We start from the raw sequence: 6160 nt of genomic DNA on the forward strand, positions 1-6160 counted from the left end.
TTTACAGCCATAGAAAAATCCCCTCCAAGTAGTAGTGCATCATCCATGATAAAATCATAGGCTTTTTACACTGTCTACTTAAAGGGGATAATACCAAAACCTCGGTCTTTTTGAATGGATCTAGCGTAGTATAAAGTTTTAAATTTGCTTCTCTTGTGAACCTAGGTTTTTAGTTAAATCTTTTTTTCAATTCTTCTAATGTTAAATCCTTAGTTTTTTCAACTGGTTTATTGGATGTAGGGAAGTATGGATTGATGGACATGAAGTTCTTTTCGACAAAGTTAAAGTCAATAATGTCAACGACTCCATCTTTGTTAAGATCTTCTTTCAATCTATCGCCTGAAATTCCAGCATTATTTGCAATTAGCTTTGCGTCATAAATGTCGATTACATGATCTCCGTTGACATCTCCGGCAGCTGCCGTATCCGTATATAAAGTATAGAAGTTGCCTTGGACTTTTCCATCAATTGTCCTGCTTAAAGTTAATTTCTTACTGTATAGGAAATGACCAGGAATATCTACGATTAGCGTATATTCATCTTTAGTTGCTGGAATTTCCGTAAACGTCATATACCCATTATCTGAAATATTCGCAGGGTACTTTTTACCGTTTTTATCAACCAGATAAGCTTTTGTCCCAATCTTTGAAAAATCTAAATCATAATTATCATAAGAAACTGCTTCACCATGATAGTAACCTTCTACCCATGAGTGCTGGGAAATGAATTTAAACTTTTCAGCAAATGTTGGTAAAGTCGATTTACTACCTGAGCTTGTTTGATATGAAGATTCTTGATAATAGAATGTACTTTCTACCATGTAATTATGGTCATCGACTACTTTTAATTTGATATCTAATAAATCAATATCATCATTAATTGAAACTGGTAATTGTGTCTTTTTGTCTGAAATATCAACAGCAAATGTAGAAATATTAGACCATGTGTTTTCTGTAATTTGTGGTTTTGCTACGCGGATAGTCCAATTATTTTTGTTTGCAAGATCCATTAGCTGTTTTGATGGTTTAACGTCTACAACTTTATAGAAATCAGGGACATCAATTGTTACAGATGCACTTGTTAAATCTTTAGCGTTTTGAACCGTAAATGTATTTACAAACTCTGATCCAAGACTTACAGCTTTTGTATTTGGTTTAATTGTAGAATATTGATCTCCTTTTTCAATAAAAGTAAATTCTGGGAAAATCGGATTTCCTGCTGTAGCGTAATCATAAGTATAGATTCTTACATTAGTAGGGTAGTTTGCATATTCTTCTGGTAAGACACCAAATTTAAATTCACCATTTGCATTTGGGAAAAATTCAGCTGTTGGCCAAAAAGAATCTTGATAAGCGTACGCGGTATTTGCCTCTTGAGTGATGTCATGACCTCTACTTTTTAAATAGTCAATCGTATCATCATACAATTTTCCATGCACCCAATAAGCTGTATAATCTTGTCCGTCATAACTTTCAGTTGTTAAATCTGAACTGGAAAGTTCTTGGATTCCTGTTTTCTTATCAAATTCAAGTGTTGGAGCTGTATTATCGATTACCATGTCATTATCGATTTTATATGTTTTACCATCTACTCCTGTACCAATATAAGAAACAATGTATTTACCTTCTTTAAGTGGTTCATATTCAAGTGCTAATGGTTTATTCGGATCACCTGTAAAATGTTTTACTTCACCTGAAAATCCGAAGAATATTAAGTAATCCGTATCAACTGACGCATTTTCTAAATTAAACGTGCCATAAAACCCAATTGGTTTTCCATCTAGATCGCTAACCACTACATCAATGGTTTTCATATGACTATTTAACTTGAATTCGACTGGTGTAAACGGCTCGATGTATGGATGAAAGTTACTAAGATCATTCGTTATTGCATGTTTATAAAATTTTAGCTTTTCGAATCCAGGTTTAGCATAACGTACATGGAATGGAATTTGATATTCTGCAGTTTTCGACTCATTTTCAATATAAATATATCCCTGATACACACCAAATTCTGCATTAGCAGGAATGGATATTTCTGCATTAATATTTTTACTCGCATTTCCATTCACTTCAATCGTGGATGGTAATTGAAGCGTCACACCATTCTTACCTGCTTCCTTTGAGACACCATCGATTGTTAAAAATTCAACTCTAGTATGATATGTTTCTAGTTCACTACTTAAATTCTTAATAGAAATCGAGGTTTCTCTATTTTGCGTCTCACTTGATTGTGCAATACTACCAAAAGGAATAGATCCCGAAATGTCATCGATTTCTATTTTTATTCCATTTTCATCTAAGGAAGTCGCCTTATTTTGTACTTCAAATAAAGTTGTATTATGGACTGCCTCATAAGCATCAACACGCCCTGCTCCAACTTCATTCACATTGTACGTACGACCTTTTAAAGGATCAGCAGTATTCATTAGCGCTGCTTTTACATCTGCAACTGTATAATCTGGATGTGATTGTAATAATAAAGCAGCAACTCCAGCAACATGAGGTGTTGCCATGGATGTTCCACTTAAACTAGCATAACCACTGGAATAATCGACACCATCTTCTGGACTATTAATATACTCTGGAACAGTAGAGAATGTAGAAACCCCAGGTGCTACAACATCTGGCTTAATATCAAAGTTATTTCTAACTGGACCACGTGAGCTAAAATCAGCTAACACATCACCTGTAGTCATATTTGACTGTAAGTCTGTTAATTTAAGTTTAGCTGTAGGATCTGCTTTTAATTTTTCTGAAAGTTTTACTCCATCGGCATTTAACATTTTAAATGTTGGGATATAACCATGATTTTCACCTAAGAAAAATGGAATCTCTCCATCGATATTATTATAAATCAATACAGCTACCGCACCTTTTTCCTGAGCGCGTCGAATTTTTTCATCAAATGATATAGTGCCACGAGCAATTAATGTTACTTTCCCATTAACGTCTTTGTCAGTATAATCCTCTTCTGTACCAATTCCTACTTCAACAACATCATACTCTTGATCAATTAACTTTAGATAATCCTTACCAAGACCATGCCCCATTAAAGTATTTTGAACTGAAATATCTGCTAAGCTCGCCTTAACGGTTGGTATATCAGTCGGTACATCACTTGCACCAACAGTGATTGCTAGCGGAGAAGCACCTGGTGAACCTAAAGTACCAGGATTTGGCCCTGCATTTCCTCCGGCTATAACTGGTATGACCCCTTTTAATGCTGCATTGTTGATTGCAACAGATGTAGCGTCTAAGGAATGATTATTACCATTACCTAATGATAGATTAATAACATCCATTCCATCTTCTACGGCTCTTTCTATACCTGCAATAACTGATGAATCATAACCTGATCCATATTCTCCTAATACTCGATATGCATACAGGTCAACATTCGGAGCTACCCCTGTCATGGCATAATCAACATCATTTTTAGGGTTAGATGCGATTGTACCAGCAACATGAGTTCCGTGTTCTGTATAATATGCAGTACCATCTATAGTTTCAGGTTGACCAGATGCAAGCCATTGCTCTCTAGTTGTTTCCATTGGATCAGAGTCATTTTCGACAAAATCATATCCACCTTTATAAACATCTTTTAAATCAGGGTGATTATAGTCAATCCCTGTATCAAGTACCCCAACTTTAATTCCTTGTCCTTTTAAGCCCTCATTATGTAAACGATCAACTCCTATATGAGGAAGAGCTGGTGGAATTACCTTTCCAGTTGTTGGTTCTTGAGTAGTAGTCGATTCATTTTTTGGTAAGCTAACGACATTGTCTTTCCAAATCCTTTTAACAACACCAGTCTCAAGCAATGTATTAATTTCATTTGTAGGAATCGTCATGGCCATTCCATTAAATACATCCTGGTAAGTTTGTTTAATTTGATATTGAAGTGAATTTTCTTTTAATGTTTGGTTTGATTCCTTCTTTTTATTAAAAAGCTCTTCTAAGCGTTGCTTGAAATGTTCCTGTTCTCCTTTAATCTTTTCTACTTTATTTTTTGATGTACCTTTTGATTTTGATTGTTGGGCATTGTCAATCGGAGCTGTTTTGAACTCTACAATAACGTTTGCGGTCTTATCTTTAAGTTTCAATAAACTTGGATCAATTATGAAGCCTTCTTGTGGGGTCAATCGTTTTACAGACTGTCTTTGTTCTTCAGTTAGTCCTTTTAAGATCGATTCAGTGGAATTTGAATTCGCATAAGATTTTTGTTCAGGCATTAAATAGGATGTGAGAATACTAGAGGCTAATACACCTGTTAACATAACATTTAGAAATTTTTTCTTTTTATGAGATTTCATTCATCAACACTCCTTAAAATACAATAGTGGCATAACATTTTATGGAAATAAAACAGGTGAATATTACCTACTTCATTGCATTCCTCCCGATAGAAAGATAGTGTAAAATTAAAGTGGAATAAGAATAATTAGAAAACTCTATTAATTCATATTGTAATTGAGCTAATATGGAAGGTAAATTGGGGGAATTGTTCATCAATAGACCTGTTATTGATAGAAGAATAGGTAAAACTTCTTAAAATGCACTGTCAATATTTGTAGAATTACGTGTTATTAGTGAAAACGTTGCAATAATATAGGTAATATTAATGAAATTATCAACCTTATACTTGGGGGAATCTTGGATTTCTATTACTCGAACACATCAAAATATATTTTTCTAAAGGGAGAAATTCAATATGTATGAGGGGAAAATCATTAGGTTTTATCGAGAAAAATACAAACTAACTCAAGAGCAATTAGGAAAAGGAATTTGTTCAGGAACACATATTAGTAAAATTGAGCGTTTACACACTGAATATGCACCTGAAATTATCACCCTTTTATCTGATCGGTTAGGAATAAATATAGAAAATGAAACTACAAAACTTCAAAATATAAAAAAGCGATTAAATCATTGGCATGATGTTATTATCATGCAATTGTTTGATGAAATGGATCAAATAAATCATGAACTTGAGCAAGATGATTTAATACAAATCTCTGATTATAAAAATCTTTATAAATTACTTCGGGCTAGATATTTACTGATGCATACTTTGACTGAGGATGCATTCAAAATCATTTGTGAAATTCAAAAGAATGAATCTAAGTTATCTTCGTACGAAGATAATCTATTAAAACATGTTTTAGGTATTTACTATTTAGCGAAACATGAAAATTTCAAAGCAGTTCAAGCACTAAAATCAATAAATGAAACAGAATACAATAATAAAGAATTTACTTACCATTTAGCGGTCGCATATCATTCAATTCAATCACCAGTTATGACATTTTTTTACGCAGATAAAGCGCGTCAATTTTTTAAAGAAATTAATAACTATCTTAGAGTGATTGATGCAGAAATGCTCATGGTGATCCAAGTAAAAGATGATGGAGAATTTAAAGAAACGATTCAAAGGTTTGAAAACCTAATCAAAAGCTGCGAACTTTGTAATTCACCTGTCCGAAAAGCAAAGGTATTACACAACTTAGCTTATGAATACTTTAGGAGAAATAATTTTGAGCTGGCAAGTAAGTACTATAAAGAGTCAATGAGTATTAAAGATAATAATTCTAGCCCTTATTTACTATCTTTAGAGGGATATATTCGAAGTTCATTCAATGGGAGCATACTTCCACAAGAGGAATTATTACAGTTAGCAAAAGAGGGACTGGAAACTGCTAGTGAGAAAAATGAAAGACTATTTATAAATTTATTTAACTTACTTTGTTATTTAATTCAAGATCAAGAACAAGAATACCATCAATTCTTATGTGATCAAGCTTTACCAATGTTTAAACAATTCGGTTATGTATATTTAATCCAACGGTCAAAAAAAGAATTATTTAACTATTACATGAAATTGAAACAAACGAGTAAAGCTTTAAAAATGGCGAATTTACTAATCAATCATGAAAAAATGACATGTTCCTTATCATAAGGGACATGTCAGATTGTTAACAAAAGGTATCGAGAGCACGCTCTATCGATACCTTTTGTCATTTTTGATATGTATTGTAGGGGAAAAGGTTGATTGCAGCGAGAGACGCTTGCTTTCCGGGGGGCGTTCGCCGAGCCTCCTGATATGAACGAAACTGTCAAGGCTCCCACTCCATAACTGGTTTGGTTTTGTTTTTGGGCAC

At 33.5% G+C, this 6160-nt stretch carries 2 protein-coding genes; one reads left to right on the plus strand and one right to left on the minus strand.

The genetic code is table 11. From position 1 onward, the window contains the following. Positions 1-169 precede the first annotated feature (169 nt). Entirely contained in the window at positions 170-4315 is a 4146-nt protein-coding gene (locus G3O09_RS22830; protein WP_163103534.1) for a S8 family serine peptidase, read from the minus strand. Positions 4316-4713: 398 nt separating this feature from the next. Here G3O09_RS22830 and G3O09_RS21760 point away from each other — a divergent pair, with 398 nt between their 5' ends. Further along, a complete protein-coding gene (locus tag G3O09_RS21760; protein WP_163103535.1) occupies positions 4714-5958 on the plus strand; it encodes a helix-turn-helix domain-containing protein in 1245 nt (414 codons plus the stop codon). Positions 5959-6160 lie beyond the last annotated feature (202 nt).

It is taken from the genome of Peribacillus alkalitolerans (assembly GCF_010882125.1).
GTDB lineage: Bacteria > Bacillota > Bacilli > Bacillales > DSM-1321 > Bacillus_BN > Bacillus_BN alkalitolerans.

What these genes read in the sequence shown, in the direction of transcription:
- G3O09_RS22830 (WP_163103534.1), bottom strand. Translation starts at nt 4,315, where the DNA reads ATGAAATCTCATAAAAAGAAAAAATTTCTAAATGTTATGTTAACAGGT.
- G3O09_RS21760 (WP_163103535.1), top strand. Translation starts at nt 4,714, where the DNA reads ATGTATGAGGGGAAAATCATTAGGTTTTATCGAGAAAAATACAAACTA.